The organism is Cupriavidus sp. C3SS-1 (assembly GCF_057073755.1).
Window position 1 is genome coordinate 1339286 of the sequence record NZ_CP172699.1, and the last position, 22029, is coordinate 1361314.

16 protein-coding genes are annotated in these 22029 nt (G+C 65.6%); 7 read left to right on the plus strand and 9 right to left on the minus strand.

Going from position 1 to position 22029, the window contains the following annotated elements:
* Positions 1–36 precede the first annotated feature (36 nt).
* Positions 37–300: a DUF1488 family protein gene (locus ACIGJC_RS06255; RefSeq protein ID WP_211947938.1), complete on the plus strand. Its 264-nt coding sequence runs from the start codon at positions 37–39 to the stop codon at positions 298–300.
* 157 nt (positions 301–457) lie between these two features.
* On the opposite strand, the gene ACIGJC_RS06260 is transcribed toward ACIGJC_RS06255, so the two are convergent.
* From ACIGJC_RS06260 to folD, 4 genes are all read right to left on the minus strand, one after another.
* On the minus strand, positions 458–2257 hold the full coding sequence (locus ACIGJC_RS06260; protein WP_483711147.1) for a SulP family inorganic anion transporter: 1800 nt from the start codon (positions 2255–2257) through the stop codon (positions 458–460).
* 202 nt (positions 2258–2459) lie between these two features.
* Positions 2460–3257, minus strand: coding sequence for an exodeoxyribonuclease III (gene xth / locus ACIGJC_RS06265; protein ID WP_483711475.1), 798 nt, complete (start codon positions 3255–3257; stop codon positions 2460–2462).
* Between the two features lie 26 nt (positions 3258–3283).
* Positions 3284–5362, minus strand: coding sequence for a M3 family metallopeptidase (locus ACIGJC_RS06270; protein WP_483711148.1), 2079 nt, complete (start codon positions 5360–5362; stop codon positions 3284–3286).
* Between the two features lie 106 nt (positions 5363–5468).
* Positions 5469–6320: a bifunctional methylenetetrahydrofolate dehydrogenase/methenyltetrahydrofolate cyclohydrolase FolD gene (folD, locus tag ACIGJC_RS06275; protein WP_483711149.1), complete on the minus strand. Its 852-nt coding sequence runs from the start codon at positions 6318–6320 to the stop codon at positions 5469–5471.
* 178 nt (positions 6321–6498) lie between these two features.
* On the opposite strand from folD, the gene ACIGJC_RS06280 reads away from it, so the two are divergent.
* Positions 6499–7179 carry an energy-coupling factor ABC transporter permease gene (locus tag ACIGJC_RS06280; RefSeq protein WP_483711150.1) on the plus strand — a complete coding sequence of 227 codons (681 nt, stop codon included), beginning with the start codon at positions 6499–6501 and terminating at the stop codon, positions 7177–7179.
* 82 nt (positions 7180–7261) lie between these two features.
* On the opposite strand, the gene ACIGJC_RS06285 is transcribed toward ACIGJC_RS06280, so the two are convergent.
* Both ACIGJC_RS06285 and ACIGJC_RS06290 read right to left on the minus strand, forming a co-directional pair.
* Positions 7262–7894, minus strand: a complete 633-nt coding sequence (locus ACIGJC_RS06285; RefSeq protein WP_483711151.1) for a response regulator transcription factor — start codon at positions 7892–7894, stop codon at positions 7262–7264.
* A 141-nt stretch (positions 7895–8035) separates the two neighbouring features.
* The gene (locus ACIGJC_RS06290) at positions 8036–10627 is read right to left on the minus strand and encodes a PAS domain S-box protein (RefSeq protein ID WP_483711152.1); all 2592 of its coding nucleotides are present in this window, start codon (positions 10625–10627) and stop codon (positions 8036–8038) included.
* 422 nt (positions 10628–11049) lie between these two features.
* On the opposite strand from ACIGJC_RS06290, the gene aceE reads away from it, so the two are divergent.
* The 4 genes from aceE to lpdA all read left to right on the plus strand — a co-directional run bounded on the left by aceE (position 11050) and on the right by lpdA (position 18060).
* Positions 11050–13737, plus strand: coding sequence for a pyruvate dehydrogenase (acetyl-transferring), homodimeric type (gene aceE / locus ACIGJC_RS06295; RefSeq protein WP_483711153.1), 2688 nt, complete (start codon positions 11050–11052; stop codon positions 13735–13737).
* Between the two features lie 165 nt (positions 13738–13902).
* A complete protein-coding gene (aceF, locus tag ACIGJC_RS06300) occupies positions 13903–15561 on the plus strand; it encodes a dihydrolipoyllysine-residue acetyltransferase (RefSeq protein ID WP_483711154.1) in 1659 nt (552 codons plus the stop codon).
* 63 nt (positions 15562–15624) lie between these two features.
* Positions 15625–16242, plus strand: coding sequence for an MFS transporter (locus ACIGJC_RS06305; protein ID WP_483711155.1), 618 nt, complete (start codon positions 15625–15627; stop codon positions 16240–16242).
* 36 nt (positions 16243–16278) lie between these two features.
* On the plus strand, positions 16279–18060 hold the full coding sequence (gene lpdA, locus ACIGJC_RS06310) for a dihydrolipoyl dehydrogenase (RefSeq protein ID WP_483711156.1): 1782 nt from the start codon (positions 16279–16281) through the stop codon (positions 18058–18060).
* Between the two features lie 136 nt (positions 18061–18196).
* Here the strand turns inward: lpdA and ACIGJC_RS06315 are convergent, their stop codons facing one another.
* The 3 genes from ACIGJC_RS06315 to phaP1 all read right to left on the minus strand — a co-directional run bounded on the left by ACIGJC_RS06315 (position 18197) and on the right by phaP1 (position 21498).
* Positions 18197–19117: an amino acid ABC transporter substrate-binding protein gene (locus ACIGJC_RS06315; protein ID WP_483711157.1), complete on the minus strand. Its 921-nt coding sequence runs from the start codon at positions 19115–19117 to the stop codon at positions 18197–18199.
* Positions 19118–19149: 32 nt separating this feature from the next.
* Positions 19150–20472, minus strand: coding sequence for a dicarboxylate/amino acid:cation symporter (locus ACIGJC_RS06320; protein ID WP_483711158.1), 1323 nt, complete (start codon positions 20470–20472; stop codon positions 19150–19152).
* A 453-nt stretch (positions 20473–20925) separates the two neighbouring features.
* Positions 20926–21498, minus strand: a complete 573-nt coding sequence (phaP1, locus tag ACIGJC_RS06325) for a TIGR01841 family phasin PhaP1 (protein ID WP_483711159.1) — start codon at positions 21496–21498, stop codon at positions 20926–20928.
* Here phaP1 and ACIGJC_RS06330 point away from each other — a divergent pair.
* Positions 21498–22028 carry a hypothetical protein gene (locus ACIGJC_RS06330; RefSeq protein WP_483711160.1) on the plus strand — a complete coding sequence of 177 codons (531 nt, stop codon included), beginning with the start codon at positions 21498–21500 and terminating at the stop codon, positions 22026–22028. The genes phaP1 and ACIGJC_RS06330 overlap by 1 nt on opposite strands.
* Position 22029 lies beyond the last annotated feature (1 nt).

Sequence of the window (22029 nt, forward strand, 5' to 3'; positions counted from 1 at the left end):
GGATGTTTCTCCACTTGCATATGGAGGGCTGCACCGATGGAAATCAAGTTCCAAGAGCAAGAGCGCTACGACATCAATAACGAAGGCTTGTTGTTCCACGCGATCGTCAATGGCGAAAAGGTAACGTGCGTCGTGACACGCGAAGCACTGTGGGAAGGATTCAGCGCGGACCAGGTCCTGTCGCTGGAGGAAGCCTTCCGCGCTGGCCGCGACACGATCGAGCGTGCAGCGGTGGTCCTGATCGAGCAGGGCGTCCCGCAGCCGGTCGTTGTCAAGCGCGCGCACGTGGCGCCGGTCTGATCCGGATGGATGCCCCGGCCAGCCACAGGCAAGCCGCGGGCGCCCATCCCGCATCAGCCTCATTCCGGTAGCGCGATCCTCCGCCGCTGCCAATCCGCCTGACCCCAAGCCTTAACTTCCCGCCTCGATTCATCGACTTGTCATTTTGACGCTGCCGTCACAGCGCTTCCGCGTGCGTTGGCGCGCCGGGGCGCTGCGCGCATTCCTCGAAGATCCGCACCTGGCACTGCGCGCAGACGTCGGGGGACAGTTGCGCGATGATGGTGTGCAGCGCCTGTCGCTTGGTCAGGAAGACGTGGTCCGTTCCCAGCTTGGTGGTGAACCCCGTTTGTTCCCAGGTCTGCAGCACCTGCGTGCGCGGACGGTGGAAGTACAGGTCGCCGCCGGTGGCCCGCCGCTCCGCCAGTTCCGCTTCCCACATCTCTGCGCCAGCGAGATCGATGAAGTTCATGCTCTTGGTCATGGCCAGCAGATGCTTCTGGCTGGCGTTGACCGTGCGCAGCCAGTGCAGCCGATCGGTCACGTACTGCACGGCACCGAAATAGATGGCGCCTTCCATGCGCAGCAGCTTGAGCTGCGGGCATTCCGGCTGCGGCCGCTGCAGCTCGTCCAGCGGTGTGAAACGGCGGCCCGGATCGTCGGCGTCGGGCACGAGGCTGCGCACTGCCGGCCGTGAGGTGCGGTACAGGTAGGCGACCAGCGAAAGAATGGTGCCGAGCAGCACCGCCATCTCCAGGCGGATCACCAGCGTGGCGGCGAAGGTGCCCACCGCGATGGCGAACTCGGTGCGGCTCAGCGCGGCGATGCGGCGCAGGCGTGCAAAGTCGAACAGCCCCCACGCCACGAGCAGCAGCATGGCCGCGATCGCGGCCAGCGGAATCTGCGCCAGCAACGGCGCGCTGACGGCCACCAGTGCCACCAGCCACAAGGCGGAGAACACGCTCGCCAGCGGCGTCTTCGCACCGGCTTCGAAATTGGGCACCGAACGGTTGAGCGAACCGCACGAGATGTAGCCGGAGAACAGGCCGCCCGCGATATTCGAGAGTCCCTGCCCGATGAATTCGCGGTTGGCGTCGATATGCTGGCCGGAACGTAGTGCCACCGCCTTGGCAATCGAGATGGACTGGCCCAGCGCGACGATCGTCAGCGCCGAAGCAATGCCGAGCAGGTCCGGCACGCCGCGCCAGGAGATGTCCGGCACATGAAAACTTGGGATCGCCGACGGAATCGATCCCACCACATTGACATGGTGTCCACCGCCCCAGCCGGTCCGGTTCAGCAGCCAGGCCACGCCATAGCCGGCCATGAGACCCACTAGCATGAAGGGCAGCCGCTTGCCGAGCCGCTTGCACAGCAGCGTCGCGCCAAGCGTGATGGCGCCCACGGTGGCCGCGCCCCAGTTGATGGCGTCCACGTTGTCGAACAGGAAGCACAGTACGCCAAATGCGTTGGTGCCGGTGGGCACGGCCAGGCCAAACAGGTCCTTGAGCGCATAGAGGCCGATCAGCGTGGCCGCGCCGCACGTGAAGCCGAGCAGCACGGACGGCGAGATGAAATTGGCCAGCGTGCCCAGCCGCAGCGTGCCGACTGCGAGCTGCATCAGTCCGACCAGGATCGTCACCGACAGCGCCAGGCCGATATAAGCCGGACTGCCGGCGAACGCCACGGGACTCAGCATGGCGAACAGTGCCAGCGAGTTGGCGTTGGTCGGACCGGACATCACGTGCCAGCTCGATCCGAACAGCGCGGCGATGATGCACGGCACGACCGCGGTATAGATGCCGTACTCGGGCGGCAGCCCCGCCAGCGTGGCAAAGGCCACGCCCTGCGGCAACACCAGCACGGCGCCGAGCAGTCCCGCGACCACGTCCGCGCGCAAGGTGGCGCGGGACACGCGTTGCGTCCAGGGAAGCAGGCGCTGCAGCCGGTGGACTGGGCGGGTTGCGGAGGCAGTCATCGGTCGGGGCGGGAGTACTGGGTCGCGACGGCGGCGTGCCGAGCCGTGAGCAGGCCGGCCGGTGCGAAGTTGCGGGCCGGCCGCGGCAACGAAGAATGGAGAGGATGGCGAGGGCGGGCCAAGGGCATGGCGGCAGTGTAGCCGCCCCCGCTACGCGCCGCGAGCCGGGCTTGCCCGGACTTGCGTGCGCGTGGTGCGCGCGTCAGCGGCAGTGGAGCGTGGCGACGACCGGCGTGTGGTCGGACGGCTGCTCCCAGGTGCGCGGGACGCGATCGATTACGCAGGCGGAGCAATGGTCGACCAGCGCCGGTGACAGCAGGATATGGTCGATGCGCAAGCCGGCGTTGCGCCGGAACGCGAACATGCGGTAATCCCACCAGGAGAAGGCCTTCTCAGGTTGTTCGAACTTGCGGAAGGCGTCGGCCAGGCCCAGTTCTACCAGCGCGGCAAAGGCCGCGCGCTCCGGCGGCGAGACCAGGTTCTGGCCCTCCCACTTTGCGGGGTCGTGCACGTCGCGGTCTTCGGGGGCGATATTGAAGTCGCCGAGCAGCGCGAGCCGCGGATACTTGACCAGCTCTTCGCGCAGCCACGCCGTCATGGCGTCGAGCCACTTCAGCTTGTAGACGAACTTGTCCGAGTCCGGTGCCTGCCCGTTGGGGAAATAGGCGCAGACCAGCCGCACGTCGCCGTACGTGGCGGCCACGACGCGCTGCTGCGCATCTTCAAAACCCGGGATATTGCGCACCACATCGGTCGGGCCCGGCATGCTGGCATCGCGCGCGAGGATGGCAACGCCGTTGTAAGTCTTCTGGCCCGTGTAGACGCTGTGGAAACCGGCATTCTCGAGTTCCGCGAGCGGGTACTTGTCGTCCGGCAGCTTCAGTTCCTGCAGGCACAGCGCGTCGATCGGCTCGCCGGCCTGCTCCTGCTCGGCCAGCCATTGCAGTACCTGAGGCAGCCGGACCTTCAGCGAGTTGACGTTCCAGCTTGCGATACGCATCGGGCCGGCGGTGGGCAGCGCCGCGCTCATGCTGCCATGCCTCCGTGGCGCAGCAGCGCGTCGATCTGCGGCGCGCGGCCGCGGAACGCGACGAAGGAATCCATGGCGGGGCGGCTGCCGCCGACCGACAGGATCTCGCGCTGGTAGCGCGCGCCGGTTTCGCTGTCGAGCACCGTGCCCGAAAGCTGCGCGGCTTCTTCGAACGCGGCGTACACGTCGGCCGACAGCACTTCGGCCCACTTGTAGCTGTAGTAGCCCGCCGCATAGCCGCCGGCGAAGATGTGGCTGAAGGTATTGGGCCAGCGCGACAGCGGGTACTGCGGCACCACGTGCACGCGGTCGTTGATCTCGCGCGACAGGTCCAGCACGGTTTTCGCGCCCTGCGGATCGAAGTCGGTGTGCAGGTGCATGTCGAACGACGAGAACACGATCTGGCGCAGCGTCATCATGCCGTTCTGGAAATTCTTGGCCGCCAGCATGCGCTCGAACAGCGCGCGCGGCAGCGGCTCGCCGGTGTCGACGTGCTGCGTCATGCCGGTCAGCACCTCATACTCCCAGCAGAAGTTTTCCATGAACTGGGACGGCAGTTCGACAGCGTCCCATTCCACGCCATTGATGCCGGATACGCCCAGCTCGCCCACCTGCGTCAGCATGTGGTGCAGGCCGTGGCCGAACTCATGGAACAGCGTGATGACTTCGTCGTGCGTGAACTGTGCCGGCTTGTCGCCAACCGGTGCCGAGAAATTGCACGTGAGGTAGGCCACCGGCGTCTGCACCTTGCCGCCGGCCAGCACCTTGCGGCCGCGCGCATCGTCCATCCAGGCGCCGCCGCGCTTGCCTTCGCGCGCGTAGAGGTCGATGTAGAACTGGGCCAGCAGCGTGCCGTCGGCCGCGCTGACGCGGAAGAAGCGCACGTCCTTATGCCAGGTCTGTGACGTATCGGGCTGGATCTTCACCGAGAACAGCCGCTCGACAGCGCCGAACAGGCCTTGCAGCACCTTGGGCTCGGGGAAGTACTGCTTCACTTCGTGTTCCGAGAACGCATAGCGCTGCTGGCGCAGTTTTTCCGAGGCGTAGGCCACGTCCCACGGCGCCAGTTCGGCCAGTCCGAGTTCGGCGGCGGCGAAGGCCTTGAGTTCGGTCCAGTCCTGCTCGGCATACGGGCGCGCCTTGACCGCGAGTTCGTCCAGGAACTTCAGCACCTCGGCCGGCGATTCGGCCATCTTCGGCACCAGCGACACTTCGCCGTAGCATTGGTAGCCGAGCATCCGCGCTTCTTCGCGGCGCAGCGCAAGCTGTTCGCGCATATTGGCCGTGTTGTCCCAGTCGGCCTGGCCGCTGCCATATTGGGCGCCGTGCTCCGAAGCACGCGTCACGTTGGCTTCGTACAGGGTCTGGCGCAGTGCGCGGTCGTCCGCGTACTGCAGCACGGGGAAATAGGACGGGAAGTGCAGCGTGAATTTCCAGCCGGGCTTGCCATCCTTCTCCGCCGCGTGGCGGGCGGCTTCCTGCGCGTCCTCGGGCAGGCCAGCCAGCCGTGCCGGGTCTTCGATGAACAGTGCGTAAGCGTTGGTGGCGTCCAGCACGTGGTCGGAGAATGCTTTGGACAGCTGCGCCTGCTGTTCCTGGATTTCGGCAAAGCGGGGCTTCTGGTCCTCGGGCAGTTCGGCACCGCCCAGACGGAAGCCGCGCAGTTCGTTCTCGATGAGCTGATGGCGGGCGGCGCTCATGCCGCCAAATTCCGGGCTGGCCGCGAGCGCCTTGTACTTTTCATAGAGGGCCAGGCTCTGTCCCAGCGACGACCAGAACTCCGTCATGCGCGGCAGGTTGTCGGCGTGCGCCTTGCGCAGTTCCGGCGTATCGGCCACCGCGCTCAGGTGCCCGACCACGCCCCATGCGCGGCCAAGCGGCTCTGTGACGGCTTCCAGGGCTTCCACGGCGTTGGCCCAATCGGACGGCGTGGCCGGGTCCTCGGCGCGCACCACGGCTGCCTGGGCGCGCTCGAGCAGCACATCGAGCGCCGGGCTGATGTGCTCGGGGCGGATCTCGGAGAAGCGCGGCAGGTCGGTGAAGTCCAGCAGTGGATTGTTGATGGCTTGGTCCATGGCGGTTCTCGTTTGTCTGGCCTGAAGAGGCAATGGCTTGCAAATGGGGGCAGCCCCGCGGCATTTCCAGTGTTGTTGCGGCGTCTGCCGCAACAACAGCGCCAGCTTAGCCGGCGACGCGCTCGGCGGCTTCGAGCGTGTTGATCAGCAGCATGGTGATGGTCATCGGGCCGACGCCGCCCGGTACCGGCGTGATATAGCCGGCCACTTCGCGCACGCCGGCGAAGTCCACGTCGCCGCACAGCTTGCCGTTGTCGTCGCGGTTCATGCCCACGTCGATCACGACGGCGCCCGGCTTGACCATGTCGGCGGTGATCAGGTTGCGCCTGCCCACGGCGGCGACGACAACATCGGCCTCGCGCGTATGGGCGCCGATATCGCGCGTCTTGCTGTTGCAGATCGTGACCGTGGCGCCGGCCTGCAGCAGCAGCATGGCCATCGGCTTGCCGACGATGTTCGAGGCGCCGACCACCACCGCCCGCGCGCCGCGCAGCGGGTAATCGATCGATTCCAGCATCTTCATGCAGCCATACGGCGTGCATGGGCGGAACAGCGGGGCGCCGGTCATCAGCGCGCCGGCATTGGCCACGTGGAAGCCGTCGACGTCCTTTTCCGGAGCGATCGCCTCGAGCACCTTGTGGCTGTCGATGTGCTTGGGCAGCGGCAGCTGGACCAGGATGCCGTGGATCTTCGGATCCTGGTTCAGCGCGTCGATACGGGCCAGCAGGTCGGCTTCGGACAGATCGGCCGGATAGCGGTCCAGCGACGAATGGAAGCCGTTGTCCTCGCAGGCCTTGACCTTGTTGCGCACATAGACCTGGCTGGCCGGGTCCTCGCCGACCAGGACCACGGCCAGGCCGGGCTGGTGGCCGCGTTCGGTCAGGCGGGCGGCGCGGACGGCGGCTTCGGAACGGATTTGTTTGGCAAGCGCGTTGCCGTCGATCAGTTGTGCAGACATGGGGAGAGGGCGGGTTTGTGGCCGGAGTGAAGGCGCCGTCGCGGGGCGGCGCCCGGCCGGCAGAGCTCAAAGGTGAATTATACGGGGTCGCGGGCAGCCCTTCCGCGCCCCCGATGGCCCCCTGGATATTTGACGGCTGGCAAGCCGGGGCACGCCGCGGCGCTGGTAGCATCGATGCATGCATACCGCGCTCCCATCCCTGCTGTCCGATCCGCTGCTCATCTTCGTGGCCGTCGCCGGATTGGCGTGGGCATTGAGCCGTCGTCCCTGGCACCTGTTGCGGCGCAGTTCCCTGCAGCATGCCTGGCTGGGCGCCATGGTGTTCGTGGCCCTGTTGTGGACGGTCCGCGCCACGCTGGTAGGCGGCCTGGTGGTCCAGCTCCTCGGCGCGACGCTGATGGTGACACTGTTCGGGCTGCCGCTGGCGCTGGTATCGCTGTTCGTGGTCGACGTCGTCTCGATGCTCGGCCTCGAATACCTGGCAGGTCACAGCTGGGCCTTGTTCGACTGGCCGTCCCTATGGATGCGCTATGTCTGGCTGGCCCTGTTGCCGGCGCTGATCTCGGCTGCGTTACAGGGGCTCATGCGCCGCATGCTGCCGCGCCATCCGTTCGTGTTCATCCTCGGTCACGGCTACTTCTGCGCGGGCCTGGCGGCCATGGGCGCGGGGGCGGCGGAGACTGCCTGGCGCCACTGGATGGCCCCGGGGCTTCCCTTCAGCGCCGCCGATACGTTGGCGGCCATCGTCATCCTGGCATTTGGCGAGGCGTTCCTGACCGGCATGCTGGTCGCCGTCTTTGTGGTCTACCGGCCGCAATGGGTGGTGACGTTCCGGGATGAAGAATACCTGCGCGACTAAAACCGCGCGGGCCTGGCCGGGAGCGAGGGGGCGGGAACGGGCACCTGCCATGCCCCGGCAGGCGCCGGGGCATCTTGCCGGATCAGCTGTTGCGCGACAGCGCCAGGCGCAGCAGGTCGGCCACGGTATTGACGTTGAGCTTTTCCATGATGTTGGCGCGGTGCGCCTCCACGGTCTTGATGGAAATGCCCAGGTCGTCGGCGATCTGCTTGTTCAGGCGGCCGGCCACGATGCGCTCCAGCACCTGCTGCTCGCGCGTGGTCAGCTTGCCCAGCAGGTCCTTGGCGGCACGCTGTTCGCGGGCGGCCGAGTGGTCCGTGCGGGCCTTTTGCAGCATGCGCTCGACCAGCGCGCGCAGTTCCGATTCGTCGAACGGCTTTTCGATGAAGTCGATGGCGCCGCGCTTCATCGTCGACACCGCCATCGGCACGTCGCCATGGCCGGTGATGAAGACGATGGGAATGTCGATGTTCTCGGCAATCATGCGTTCCTGCAGTTCCGGGCCGCTCATGCCGGGCATGCGCACGTCGAGGATCAGGCAGGAAACCTGGCTGGCGTCATAGGCCGCCAGGAACTGCTCGGCGCTGTTGTAGCTGCGCACCTGGTAACCATTGCCCTCCAGCAGCCAGGTCAGCGAGTCGCGCATCGCTTCATCGTCGTCGACGATAAAGACGGTCTCGCCGCGGTGAGGGGCAGGGTTTGGCGTTGCGGTCATGAAGTCTCCTGGGACAACCATTCATTTGCGGCAGCAGTGTAACCGTCCGCGGCGCTATGTAACAGATCCGGCACCCCACCGGCGAGGGGTGCCGGTCGTCCCGTGATCGGGTGCGCGTCGATATCGCGTCGCCTTGCGTCGTTATTGGTCGGCCATGGCCGGCTGCAGCGGCAGCATGATTTTAAACGTACAGCCAATGCCGTCGACATTGTTCTCGACCCACAGCCTGCCCTGATGGGATTCGATGATCGAGCGGCAGATGTTCAGCCCCATGCCCATGCCATCGGACTTGGTGCTGAAGAACGGCTCGAACAGCCGTTCCTTGGTGGCTTCGTCGACGCCGGGGCCCTGGTCGATCACGTCGATATGCACGTTGTTGCCGAATTCGCCCGGCTCCACGCGCGCATGCAGGCGCACGACGCCGCCGGCGCGCGGTGCCGGCATGCCGGACATGGCTTCCACGGCGTTCTTGAGCAGGTTCACCAGCACCTGTTCGATCAGCACCGGATCCACGTAGATCATCATGGGCGGCGCGGGCAGGCGCGTCAGGATGGTCACGCGCCGGCGCGTTGCCTCCAGGTCGGCCAGGCCCACGGCGTCGGCGACGATGTCGTGCAGCGAGGCTTCGCGCCGCTGCGGCTGGCTGCGCTTCACGAAGCCGCGTATACGGCTGATGATGGTGCCGGCCCGCACCGCCTGCGCCGAGGTCTTTTCCAGTACCGGGATCAGGTCCTCGGGCGTGCTGCGGCCCGAATGCAGCCGCGCCACCGCGCCCATGCAGTAGTTGTTGATGGCGGCCAGCGGCTGGTTGAGTTCATGCGCGAGCGAAGACGCCATCTCGCCCATGGTGGTCAGGCGGCTGGTGAACTGCAGGCGCTCTTCGTGCTGGCGCGTCATTTCCTCGGCCGCCTTGCGCATGGTGATGTCGGTGGCGATCTGCATCTGCGCCAGGTGGCCGTCCACCCACTGGATATAGCGGCGACGCACCTCGAACCACTTCTGCATGTCGGGCACGAACACTTCGCGCGCGTCCGAGGCGTACGGCATCAGTTCCGAGGCGGGCAGGCCGGCGTACGCATCGACGTAGTCGGTGTTGTCGCTCGAAACCTGGTCCTTGTCGACGTCATCGCCGGCCAGCTTCAGGTGGCCATCGGCTTCCCAGCCGAACAGCTGGCGGTAGTAGCGGTTGGCGAACAGCAGTTCGGCCTTGTCGGTGGCGAGCACCGACACCGCGGCATCCAGGCTTTCCAGCACGGTCGTGAAACGGTCATGCGCGGCCGCCAGTTCCTCGCGGGCGCGCTTGGGCTCGGTGATGTCCGTCATCGAGCTCATCCAGCCCGTGTGGCGGCCGCGGCTGTCCACCAGCGGCGACACGTACATGCGCGAGAAGAAGCTGCTGCCGTCGCGGCGCATCACGCGCATCTCATAGCCGCCCGCCGGCGACTTGCCCTGCAGCGTCAGGTCGATTTGCTTCTGCATCTCCGGCTGGTCGTTTGGCGGCCAGTACGGGAAGGGCGGCAGGCGGCCGACCAGGTCGTTCTCCTGCCACCCGGTCATGCGGCAGAACGCCGGGTTGACGTAGGTGATGCGCCCGTTCAGGTCCAGCGCGCGCAGGCCGATGAGCATGGAGTTTTCCATGGCGCGGCGGAACGAGGTCTCGGCCAGCAGCGCGCGCTGCGCTTCGGAGCGGCGGCTGGTGTGCCGCCACATGCTCCACAGGCTCCACAACAGGAAGCAGGACAGCCCGACCACCAGCCACAGCAGCATGTTGTTGGGCAGGTTGGACGGCGGCGGGTAGGCGTCGGCGCGCAGCGACAGCGAGTGGCCGGGCGGGTCAAGCAGCACCTCGTACGACAGCGCATTGCCAGGCACCGGCCGCAGCGACGTGCTGGCGCGCGTCTGGTTATTCTTGTCGATCAGCGAGAAGCGGTAGCGCTCGGTCAGTTCCGGCGGCAGCAGGTGCGTGAGGATGCCGTTGATGGAGTAGAGCGCGCCGATCGTGCCGAGGAACTCGTTGTCCCGCACGATTGGCACTTCCATCAGCATGAAGCTGTCGCCGCGGTCGTTGGTGAGCGGGCGCGAGTAGACCACGCGCTGGGTCTCGCGCGCGGCGTCGAAGGTGTCGAGCACCTCGGGCTCGAGCGGCTGGTCCTGGTTCTCGCGCAGCCTGCCCGCGAACTCGGAAGTCGACGGCAGCGACCAGCGCCCGCGGCGCGTGGCGTCGAGCCAGTTGATAAAGACGATCTCGGGGTTCTCGCGCAGGATTTCCTGCGCGGCGGTCCGGTATGCACCTTGTTCGAGCTGTGCCGCGGCAATGTCGCGCGCCAGCGAGGCGAGCTGGTCCTGGTTGCTCAGCAGGGACAGGCGCACGCGTTGTTGCGCCCAGGCGGCGTCGCGGTACAGGGCATCGCGCTGCTGCTGGCGCTCGGTCTCGTGCAGTGACCAGAGGATGACGCCCATCGCCGCGCTGAACAGCACGATGGCCACCAGCGGGATGAACATGAACCAGCTCGTGGCGACCAGGTTGCGCCAGCGCAGCCACCACAGGCCGCGCGGCGGGGCGGCCACGATGCCGCCGTCATCGACCTGTGCCATTGTGTCGATGGCGCCCAGCGTGCTGGCCGGGGGCGCGGCGTGCGCGCCGTCGCCCCCGGCTGCCCTGCCCGTATCGGAGGCGGAGGGAGGGAGGATGGCTGCGCGCAGGCTGGACAGGAAACGATCGAAAAACGGCATGACGGGGATTGACGGCTGACCGGCCAGTGTAGCGGGATTATTGCAGTGCGTCGCTTGGGGAAAGCGCCAATGAAATCACTGACCAGGTTGACGACGCGGCCGCGCATGACCCGTGCGGGTGATCGCAGTGCGTGTGGAGTTTGGTGCGCCGCGTCATTATTCCACATTATAAAAAACGATATCGCAATTTGAAAATTTCACTTGTGCTGGTCATTCTGCTTCCATAGAATCGGTTCGACCAAAAAGCGGGCGGTAACCATGCGCCTGCCGCGCGAGAGAGTCCGGAACAGGGCTCCCGGCGGCGGCTCCGATGCAAGGCGCTGCGGCGACGCATCCGCAAGTCATACCCCGATACCCCGTCACCCCGGGGCCCGAAATGCCAAAAGCGAGGGCTCCGGAGCAGGAATTCACAGGAGACAGTCATGTCCGCCGTACCCGAGCAGATTCTCGGCGCATCCAGCGCCAACGACGCCGATCCCCAGGAAACCCATGAATGGCTGGACGCCCTGCAGGGCGTTCTGGGTGCCGAAGGCCCGGAGCGCGCCGCGTTCCTGATCGACAAGCAGATCGAGTACGCACGCGTGAATGGCGTTACCCAGCCGTTCCACGCCGAAACCCAGTACATCAACACGATTCCGGTCGAGCAGCAGGCCCGCATCCCGGGCGACCAGGACATCGAGCATCGCATCCGCTCGTACACGCGCTGGAACGCCATGGCCATGGTGCTGCGCGCCAACAAGCACACCAACGTTGGCGGCCACATCTCGTCGTTCGCCTCGGCCGCGACGCTGTATGACGTCGGCTACAACCACTTCTGGCGTGCCCCGTCGGAGCAGAGCGGCGGCGACTTGGTCTTCGTGCAGGGCCACTCGGCGCCGGGCGTCTACTCGCGCGCGTTCCTGCTGGGCCGCCTGACGCCTGAGCAGCTCGACAACTTCCGCCAGGAAGTGGACGGCAAGGGCATCTCGTCCTACCCGCACCCGTGGCTGATGCCGGATTTCTGGCAGTTCCCGACGGTGTCGATGGGCCTGGGCCCGATCATGGCCATCTACCAGGCCCGCTTCATGAAGTACCTGGACAGCCGCGGCCTGGCCAAGGCCGGCGACCGCAAGGTCTGGGCCTTCCTGGGCGACGGCGAGACCGACGAGCCGGAATCGCTGGGCGCGATCGGCATGGCCGGCCGCGAGAAGCTGGACAACCTGGTCTTTGTCATCAACTGCAACCTGCAGCGCCTGGACGGCCCGGTGCGCGGCAACGGCAAGATCATCCAGGAACTGGAGTCCGAATTCCGCGGTGCCGGCTGGAACGTGATCAAGGTGGTGTGGGGCAGCAAGTGGGATTCCCTGCTGGCGCGCGACACCAAGGGCCTGCTGATGAAGCGCATGATGGATTGCGTGGACGGCGAGTACCAGACCATGAAGTCCAAGGGCGGCGCCTACGTGCGCGAGCACTTCTTCAACACGCCTGAACTGAAGGCGATGGTCGCCGACTGGTCCGACGACGACATCTGGCGCCTGAACCGCGGCGGCCACGATCCGCACAAGATCTACGCCGCCTACAAGGCCGCCAGCGAGCACAAGGGCCAGCCGACGCTGATCCTGGCCAAGACCATCAAGGGCTATGGCATGGGCGATGCCGGCCAGGCCATGAACGTGGCCCACCAGCAGAAGAAGATGCCGGTGGACGCGATCCGCACGTTCCGCGACCAGTTCAACATCCCGGTGCCCGACGACAAGCTCGCCGAAGTGCCGTACCTGACCTTCGAGGAAGGCTCGAAGGAACTGGAATACATGCGCCAGGCGCGCATGAACCTGGGTGGCTACCTGCCGGCACGCCGCCAGAAGGCCGAAGCGCTGCAGGTGCCGCAGCTGTCCGCGTTCGACGCGCTGCTCAAGGCTACCGGCGAAGGCCGCGAAGTGTCCACCACCATGGCCTTCGTGCGGATCCTGAACACGCTGCTGAAAGACAAGCAGATCGGCAAGCACGTGGTGCCTATCGTCCCGGACGAATCGCGCACCTTCGGCATGGAAGGCCTGTTCCGCCAGATCGGCATCTGGAACCAGCAAGGCCAGAAGTACGTGCCGGAAGACCATGACCAGCTGATGTTCTACAAGGAATCGCAGACTGGCCAGGTACTGCAGGAAGGCATCAACGAAGCCGGCGCCATGTGCGACTGGATCGCGGCCGCCACGTCGTACTCGACGCACGGCGTGCAGATGATCCCGTTCTACATCTACTACTCGATGTTCGGCATCCAGCGTATCGGCGACCTGTGCTGGGCGGCTGCCGACATGCGTTCGCGCGGCTTCCTGCTGGGCGGCACCGCCGGCCGCACCACGCTGAACGGCGAAGGCCTGCAGCACGAGGACGGCCACTCGCACGTGTTCCACGCGGTGATCCCGAACTGCATCTCGTATGACCCGACCTTCCAGTACGAACTGGCGGTCATCATGCACGACGGCCTGCGCCGCATGTATGCCGAGCAGGAAGACGTCTACTACTACCTGACGGTGATGAACGAGAACTACGAGCATCCGGAAATGCCGGCTGGCGTAGAGCAGGACATCGTCAAGGGCATGTACCAGTTCCGCAAGGGCGTCGAGAACAGCAACGCGCCGCGCGTGCAGCTGCTGGGCTCGGGCACGATCTTCCGCGAGGTGATCGCCGCCGCCGAGCTGCTGAAGAAGGACTGGGGCGTCGAATCGGACCTGTGGAGCTGCCCGAGCTTCACCGAGCTGGCCCGCGAAGGCGCCGCCGCCGAGCGCTACAACCTGCTGCACCCGGCAGAGCCCCAACGCGAGTCGTTCGTCGCGCAGAAGCTCAAGTCGGCCCGCGGCCCGGTCATTGCCTCGACCGACTATGTGCGCGCGTTTGCCGAACAGATCCGTCCGTTCGTGCCGCGCCGCTACGTGGTGCTGGGCACCGACGGCTTCGGCCGCTCGGACACCCGCGAAAAGCTGCGCCACTTCTTCGAGGTGGATCGCCACTGGGTCACGCTGGCCGCGCTGAAGGCGCTGGCCGACGAAGGCGCCATCAGCCGCGACAAGGTGGCTGAAGCGATCAAGAAGTACAACCTCGACCCCAACAAGCCGAACCCGATGTCGGTCTGACCGGCTTCCTGCACCAACCCCCGCAGTACGGCAACGCCGTGCCGCGGGCGCCCCGAAGACCTTCGTAGGCGCCTTGCGGCACAGCGGCGTGACAGAAGCGGGCGGCGAGGGTAATCTCGCCGCTTGCGGAAGCGCGCGCGTGCCGGCCTGCCCAGGAGACACTGAATGAGTCAAGCGATTGAAATCAAGGTGCCGGACATCGGCGACTATGACGCCGTTCCCGTCATTGAAGTGCATGTGAAACCCGGCGACAGCATCAATGCGGAAGATGCACTGGTCACGCTGGAATCGGACAAGGCCACCATGGACGTGCCCTCGCCGCAAGCCGGCGTGGTCAAGGAAGTCCGCATCAAGGTCGGCGACAACGTGTCCGAAGGCTCCGTGCTGGTGATGCTGGAAGCCGCCGGTGCCTCCGCGCCGGCCCCTGCCCAGGCTGCCGCTGCACCGGCTCCCGCGCCGGCCCCGGCCGCGGCACCCGCGTCGGCCCCGGCCGCCGCTCCGGCAGCTGCGGCCGCGCCCGCCGCGGGCGGCACCATCGAAGTCAAGGTGCCCGATATCGGCGACTACGACGCGGTCCCCGTGATCGAAGTCCATGTCAAGCCGGGCGACACCATCAACGCCGAAGACGCCGTCGTCACGCTGGAATCGGACAAGGCCACCATGGACGTGCCGTCCCCGCAAGGCGGCGTGGTCAAGGAAGTCAAGGTCAAGGTCGGCGACAACGTGGCCCAGGGCACGCTGCTGATCCTGCTGGAAGGCGCCGCTGGCGCAGCGGTTCCGGCACCGGCCGCTGCGGCACCCGCGCCGGCTCCCGCCGCAGCGCCTGCCCAGGCCCCGGCGCCTGCTGCCGCGGCCCCGGCCCCGGCTGCGCCTGCGGCTGCCCCGGTCGGCGTGACCGGCAAGGCCGCGCACGCGTCGCCGTCGGTGCGCAAGTTCGCGCGCGAACTGGGTGTGGATGTTTCCCGCGTGCCAGGCACCGGCCCGAAGAATCGCATCACGCAGGAAGACGTGCAGCGCTACGTCAAGGGCGTGATGACTGGCCAGGCCGCCACGCCGGCACAGGCCGCCGCGGCTGGCGCCGGTGGTGGCGAACTCGGCCTGCTGCCGTGGCCGAAGGTCGATTTCACGCGCTTCGGCGAGGTCGAAAGCAAGGCCCTCTCGCGCATCAAGAAGATCTCGGGCGCCAACCTGCACCGCAACTGGGTCATGATCCCGCACGTCACCAACCATGACGAAGCGGACATCACCGACCTGGAGGCCTTCCGCGTCCAGCTGAACAAGGAAAACGAGAAGTCCGGCGTCAAGGTAACGATGCTGGCGTTCATGATCAAGGCCACCGTGGCGGCGCTGAAGAAGTTCCCGAACTTCAATGCCTCGCTGGACGGCGACAATCTGGTGCTGAAGAAGTATTTCAACATCGGTTTCGCGGCCGATACGCCGAACGGCCTGGTCGTGCCGGTGATCAAGGACGCCGACAAGAAGGGCGTGCTGGAGATCAGCCAGGAAATGAGCGAGCTGGCCAAGCTGGCGCGCGACGGCAAGCTCAAGCCGGACCAGATGCAGGGCGGCTGCTTCTCGATCTCGTCACTGGGGGGCATTGGCGGCACGTACTTCACGCCGATCATCAATGCGCCGGAAGTGGCCATCATGGGCGTGTGCAAGTCGTACATGAAGCCGGTTTGGGACGGCAAGCAGTTCGCGCCGCGCCTGACGCTGCCGCTGTCGCTGTCGTGGGACCACCGTGTCATCGACGGCGCCGAGGCCGCCCGCTTCAATACGTACTTCGGGCAGTTGCTGGCGGACTTCCGCCGCATCCTTCTCTAAAGCGGCCGCGGCCATGTCCGTGACGGGCATGGCCCTGGCGCTTGCAGCCGAGCGAGGCGAGCCATGACTACCTGTGTCGTCGTCAGGAAGGGTGCCGATGTGGCGATTGCGGCCGATGCCCTGGTCACGTTCGGTGACACGCGCCTGTCGCGCGCCTACGAGCGCAACCAGAAGGTGTTTCCGATCGCCGACAGCTTTGTCGCGCTGGCCGGCACCACGGCGCATTTTCCGGTCATGCGCGCCTTGCTGGCGGGAATGGGCGAGGAATGCCGGCTCGGCTCGCGCGATGACGTGTTCCGGACCTTCCTGAAGGTGCATGAGAAGCTGAAGTCGGAGTATTTCATCAACACCAAGGAAGACGAAGATGATCCGTACGAGTCGTCGCAGATCGTCTGCCTGATCGCGAATCCGGCCGGGATTTTCGGCGTCTATTCGTATCGCGAGGTCTTTTCCTTCGACCGCTTCTGGGGCATTGGCTCAGGCCGCAACTACGCGCTCGGGGCCATGCATGCGGTCTACGACAAGCCTGAACTGGATGCAGCAGCCATCGCGCGCATCGGCGTCGATGCCGGCATCGAGTTCGACAAGAGTTCCGCAGGCCCGATTGAAGTCCATACCGTAAGGCTGCACGAGGCCGGCGCCCCCGGCGCAGCGGCAACCAACAACGACGGCGCGCCCTGAGGCCACCCAGGCCCGGACGCGCAAAGAGGAGCAAACATGAGTGTGATCGAAGTCAAGGTGCCGGATATCGGCGATTTCGACGCGGTGGAAGTGATCGAGGTCCTGGTCAAGCCGGGCGATACGGTCGAGCAGGAACAGTCGCTGATCGTGCTGGAATCGGACAAGGCCAGCATGGAAGTGCCGTCGTCGGCAGCCGGCAAGGTGGTCGACGTGCGCGTGAAGGTGGGCGACAAGATTGGCCAGGGCGCGGTGATCTGCACGGTGGAAGCGCAAGCTGCAGCCGCGGCCGCGCCGGCTCCTGCGCCCGCGCCCGCCGCTGCGGCCCCGGCGCCATCGGCTGCCCCGGCTCCGGCTCCCGTGGCCGCCAGCCACGCGGGTAGCGCCGATATCCAGTGCGACGTGCTAGTGCTGGGCGCCGGTCCCGGCGGCTACTCGGCTGCCTTCCGTTCGGCTGACCTGGGTATGAATACCGTGCTGGTGGAACGCTACGCCACGCTCGGCGGCGTTTGCCTGAACGTCGGCTGCATCCCGTCGAAGGCATTGCTGCACAACGCAGCCGTGATCGACGAGGCCAAGGCGCTGGCTGCGCACGGCATCCTGTTCGGCGAAGCCAAGATCGACCTGGACGGCCTGCGCCACTACAAGAACCAGGTGGTCGGCAAGCTGACCGGCGGCCTGGCCGGCATGGCCAAGGCGCGCAAGGTGCAGGTGGTGCGTGGCATCGGCACCTTCCTCGATCCGCACCATCTGGAAGTGGATGCCACCGAAGGCGACGGCAAGCAGGCCACGGGCAAGAAAACTGTGATCCGCTTCGAGAAGGCGATCATCGCCGCCGGCAGCCAGGCGGTGAAGCTGCCGTTCATCCCGGAAGACCCGCGCATCGTCGATTCGACCGGCGCGCTGGAACTGCCCGAGGTGCCCAACAAGATGCTGGTCATCGGCGGCGGCATCATTGGCCTGGAGATGGCGACGGTGTACAGCACGCTGGGTGCGGATATCGACGTCGTCGAAATGCTGCCGGGCCTGATGAACGGCGCCGACCGCGACCTGGTCAAGGTCTGGGAGAAGAAGAACAAGGACCGTTTCGGCAAGGTCATGCTGAACACGAAGACCGTCGCGGTGGAAGCCAGGCCGGACGGCATCTACGTGAAGTTCGAAGGCGATCAGGCCCCGACCGAGGCGCAGCGCTACGACCTGGTGCTGGTGTCGGTGGGCCGTTCGCCCAACGGCAAGCGCATCGGCGCCGAGAAGGCCGGCGTGGCCGTGACCGACCGCGGCTTCATCAACGTCGATTCGCAGATGCGCACCAATGTGCCGAACATCTTCGCGATCGGCGACGTGGTCGGCCAGCCGATGTTGGCGCACAAGGCGGTGCATGAAGCCCACGTGGCCGCGGAAGCGGCGCACGGCGAAAAGGCCTACTTCGATGCCAAGCAGATTCCGTCGGTTGCCTTCACCGATCCGGAAGTGGCCTGGGCCGGCCTGACCGAGGACCAGTGCAAGGAGCAGGGCATCAAGTACAGCAAGGGCGTGTTCCCGTGGGCTGCTTCCGGCCGTGCCATTGCGAATGGCCGCGACGAGGGCTTCACCAAGCTGATCTTCGATGAGGAAACCCATCGCATCATTGGCGGGGGCATCGTCGGCACGCATGCCGGCGACCTGATCAGCGAAGTCTGCCTGGCCATCGAAATGGGCGCGGACGCAGTGGATATCGGCAAGACGATCCACCCGCACCCGACCCTGGGCGAGTCGATCGGCATGGCCGCGGAGATCTACGAAGGGACCTGCACCGACGTGCCGCCGCCGCGCAAGCGCTGATTGCGGCAAGCTGCAAGCATCGAAACCCGTCCGTGCGGCGGGTTTCTTTTTACCCGATTACGCAATTAACCGACAGGAATTTGGAGCCACCGCCGATTTAGCCCGGCAGGGGACGGCCGCGCTAGCCAGTTGACGTCTATTCCGGCTGCTGAGGCGTGGACTGGATGATGTCTTCGAGCTGGGCGCTCATCGGGATGCCCAGGCGTTCGCCAGTGGGCAAGCGGTTGACGAACCACTGCTTGTACAGGCGCTCAAGCTCGCCTGAGGTCATCAGGTCGCGAACCGCCTTGTCGACGACCGCGGCGAACTGCGGGTCGTTCTTGCGCAGCATGATGCCGTAGGGATCGTACGACAGGAAGTCGCGCGTCACGTCATATTTCTTGCCGAGCCCGTACTTGGCGAGGAAGCCGTACAGCAGCACATCGTCGCCCGCATAGGCGTCGGCGCCGCCGTGGCGCAGCACTTCGAAGGCATCGGCGTGGTCACGGGCGCGGATCAGGGTCACGTCCAGATTGAAGCGTGCGGACAGCCGCTCGATGGCGTCCGCATTGGTGGTGCCGGCGGTGGCCACCACAGTCTTGCCCTTGAGGTCCTGGAACGTGCGGACTGGCGAGCCGTGCGGCACCAGCAGCTTGGTGCCTGCGACGAAAATCACCGGTGAGAACGACACGCGCTGCTGGCGCTCGGCATTGCGCGTGGTGGAGCCGCATTCGAGGTCGATCTTGCCGGACGTCATCGCTTCGATGCGGCTCTCGGAAGTCACCGGCACCCAGTTGATGGTCAGGTCGCGGCCGACGTCGGCACCGGCGGCCTGAACGATGGCCGAGCAGATATCGATCGAATAGCCGATCGGCCGGCGAATCTGGTTAAGGTACGAAAAAGGCAGGGAAGATTCCCGGTAGCCGATGGTCAGCGTGCCGGTTTCCTTGGCCTTTTTCAGTGTGCCGGAAAGGGCGATCGGCTCCTGCGCCAGCGCCAGGCCGGCGGACAGCGCGAGGCATAGCGCCGCTATCCGCCACCACACAAAGCGGCCACACCGGGCAACAGTGCAAGACATGGGTCGCTCCTTTGCGGTCTGCGCGCCAGCGCTCAGGCACGCGCGGTCTCGGGCTTGGCCAACGCCTCGCGCTCGTCGTCCACCCCGCCCATGCCGCCCTGGTCGCCGGTATCGAGCGTCGATTCGCTGGCGAGCTGGCCTTCCCACTTGGCCACCACGGCGGAGGCGATCGAATTGCCCACGGCATTGGTGGCCGAACGGCCCATGTCGAGGAACTGATCCACTCCCATGATCAGCAGCAGGCCGGCTTCGGGAATATTGAACTGGTTCAGCGTGGCGGCGATGACCACCAGGGAGGCGCGCGGCACGCCGGCCATGCCCTTGGAGGTGAGCATCAGCAGCAACAGCATGGTGATCTGCGTGCTCATCGGCAAGTGGATGTCATAGGCCTGGGCGATGAACAGCACGGCGAACGTGCAGTACATCATCGACCCGTCCAGGTTGAAGGAGTAGCCCAGCGGCAGCACGAAGCTGGAGATTTTGCGGTTGACGCCGAACTTGTCTAGCGCCTCGAGCATTTTCGGATACGCGGCTTCGGAGCTTGCGGTCGAGAACGACAGCAGGAACGGCTCGCGGATCAGCTTGATCAGGTTGAAGATCCGTCGCCCCAGGAACACGAAGCCCGCCAGCGTCAGCAAGCCCCATAGCACGAACAGGGCCAGGTAGAAGCTGCCCATGAACTTGGCGAAGGTCAGCAGGATGCCAAGGCCCTGGGTCGTCACCGTCGACGCGATCGCGGCGAACACTGCAACCGGCGCCAGCCACATCACCGCACCGGTGATCTTCAGCATGATCTGCGCGAGATCCTCGATCACGCCGGCCATGCGCTTGCCGTGTTCGCCAAGCGTGGCCAGGGCCGTGCCGAAGAAGATCGAGAACACCACGATTTGCAGGATCTCGTTGTTGGCCATGGCCTCGGCTACCGACTTGGGCACCAGGTGAGCGACGAAATCCTTCAGCGTGAAGGCATTGGTCTTCAGATTGGTCGCGGAGCCGACGTCGGGCAGCGGCAGGCCGATATTGACGCCCGGCTGGAGCATGGTGGCCATGATCAGGCCCAGCGTCAGCGATACCAGCGATGCGGTGATGAACCACCCCATCGCCTTGATGCCTACGCGGCCGACGGTGCTGGCATCGCCCATGTGGGCAATGCCCATGACGAGGGTCGAGAACACCAGCGGCGCGATGATCATCTTGATCAGCCGCAGGAAGACGTCGGTGATGATCGAGATGTAGCCCGCGATCTCTTTTGCCAGCTTGGGATCGGGAAAGGCGACATGACAGCCGTAGCCGACCACGCCGCCGAGGATCATCGCGATGACGATGTAGGTCGTGATGTGGCGCTGCGTCTTCATGGCATCTCCCAGATGCTGTTGCGTCGCGCAAGCGCTGCGCCACGCATGCCGGCATGGCCCGGTATTGCGCCGCGCCATGTAAATCCGAAGGGCGGGCCCTGGCATGCCAGAATGCCGCGGGCTGCACCTTGCTAACGATAGTCGCCCGCTCCGGCATTGGGCAAGGACAACGCTGCGGACGCGCTTTGGAAGGCATCGGCGCGGCCGGAAATTCGAGTGAAAGAGGGCAGCGCGCGCGAAGAAGGCGAAAAAAAGCCCGAACCTTTAGGGTCGGGCTTGAACGATACCTTTGGACAAGGAGACCGCGGTACCGAGGAGACACTGGCACGCTAGCGGCAAGCCTGTTGCGGCTGTCGCCATCATCGTTGGCAAAACGCGCCGTCCGGCGGTGCGCTTTGCCAACGGACCGGCACGGGGCCGGTCGCTGGCACTACCTGTCAGCCGAGCTGGCTATCAGGCGGTCTTCTTGACAGCCGCGCTGCGGGCCGTGGCGCTGGCCTGCTGGGCAGCCTTGCTGGCGGCCGAAGCGGCAGCCTGGAAGTTGCTTTCGGCGATCTCGACAGCCTGCTTGGTGGCCTTCTGGACCGACTCGTAGGCGTTGTTCGCAGCCGAGATGGCCGACTTCACGATGGCCACGGTCGATTCCGAACCGGCCGGTGCGTTCTTGGCGAGGTTGTCGACCAGAGCCTGCACCTTCTTCGAGCCTTCAGCCAGTTGGGCTTCGGCGACCTTGGTGAATTCGCTTTGGGTTTCCGAAGCGATTTCGTACAGGTGACGGGTGTAGGCCAGGGTCTTTTCAGCGACCGGCTGAACCAGCGAAGCCTGGATGGCCAGCAGTTCCTGGGCATCCTTGGCGGACAGCGCCTTCTTGGCGTTGTCGACGTTTTCGGCGAAGGTGGTCTTGACGACCTGCAGGTTCAGCTCGACGAGCTTCTCGACGCCTTCGAAAGCCTTGGTGGTCAGGCCAAACAGGGTTTCCAGGTTAGCCTTTTGCGCTGCTGCGACTTGTTCCGGGGTGAGGATCATTGCTGGTCTCCAGTGGTGAACTTCAAGGTCAAGCAAAATTAAACCGCCTGGATTTCAGGACCGTGACGGATATCGTTCCGCGTCGTCCAGCCCAGGCGTGGGGATCAAGGTCGGGCGCTCGCTCATTCGCTTTGGTGCGCCGCAACAATTGCAATTCTAGGGAAAGCCAGGGCGGTGTCAAGCAGTTTTTGTGCGTCGCACAAAATGCAACGGAAATCGGCTCGGAATGTGCCGGTAGCGCCATGCATCGTGCGCGGTACCGCGTGTTTTCCAGCGGTGCTACCATCGCAGCCTGCCGACGCTTGACTATGCAAGCGTCGCGCCCACAACAAGAACGCTCCTTTCGCCACGCCATGCCTGCCTTTTACGCCAATCACTTCGTGCTGCCGCTGCCGCGGGGCCATCGCTTCGCGATGCGCCAATACAGCATGCCGGGTGAAGCGGTGACCGGCATTCCCGGGCTGGCGTTTCGCGTGGCGCCGCGGGCCGGGGACGATGGTGTCACGCCGGCGCGGAAGGTGTCGGCATGAG